This is a genomic window from Enterocloster sp. HCN-30185, from assembly GCF_037890305.1.
GTDB lineage: Bacteria > Bacillota > Clostridia > Lachnospirales > Lachnospiraceae > Enterocloster.
In genome coordinates this window covers 1-645 of sequence record NZ_JBBKBT010000048.1, presented here as the reverse complement: position 1 = coordinate 645, position 645 = coordinate 1, and the positions used below count along the sequence as shown (strand labels likewise).

Annotated in this window: 1 protein-coding gene; it reads right to left on the bottom strand. The window is 52.4% G+C overall.

Annotated features, from left to right (window positions below):
* Positions 1-103: 103 nt before the first annotated feature.
* Positions 104-645, bottom strand: a 542-nt coding sequence (locus WKT10_RS15910; RefSeq protein ID WP_340278051.1) for a hypothetical protein, incomplete at its 5' end; no start/stop codon positions are given.

Below are 645 nucleotides of genomic sequence, written 5' to 3'. Positions count from 1 at the left end.
AAAAAGGGGCGGCGGTCAAAAGGTACAAACCCGGCCGCCCCGGCCAACACCTCTGGTCATTTAATACCGTGACATATCAAATCCCACCAAAAGGCTGCACTGCTTATCCGATGATTGTAATATGGTCTCTTACATTTGGCTGCATATGGGACACTGCCTGCGCCAGATATGCCTTGATATTTGCTACTGCCTCATTCCTCCAGAGGCCGTTCTGTGCCTCTTGGAGCATAAAGGTAGGCTCTCCCTTGTCACCCACGCGGAACACGAACGCACTGGCAGGCTGTCCCACCTCCTGGAAGGTACGATACGGGACCAGTGTCACCGGATTCGGCACCTTCACATCTGCCTTTGCTGCTGCGCCTACCGTCATAACAGCCACCTGGGAGATCCCATCATCTGCATAACTCTGATCGTTCTTTCGTTCCACATTCCCGGCCATCTTCTGGACCAGTTCCAGATCCTCACTGGACTGGAAATTGGCCTGCAGCTCGATCATGAATGCCTCCTGATCGTACCAGTGGCCGAAACGGAACTCATTTACCTCTGCATTTACCTCAAACAGGCACTCTCTTGTACGCTCTGCATCCAGCGCAGTGATCAGACGCACCCGCTTGGGATTTACGATATGGATAATCATATCCGTAT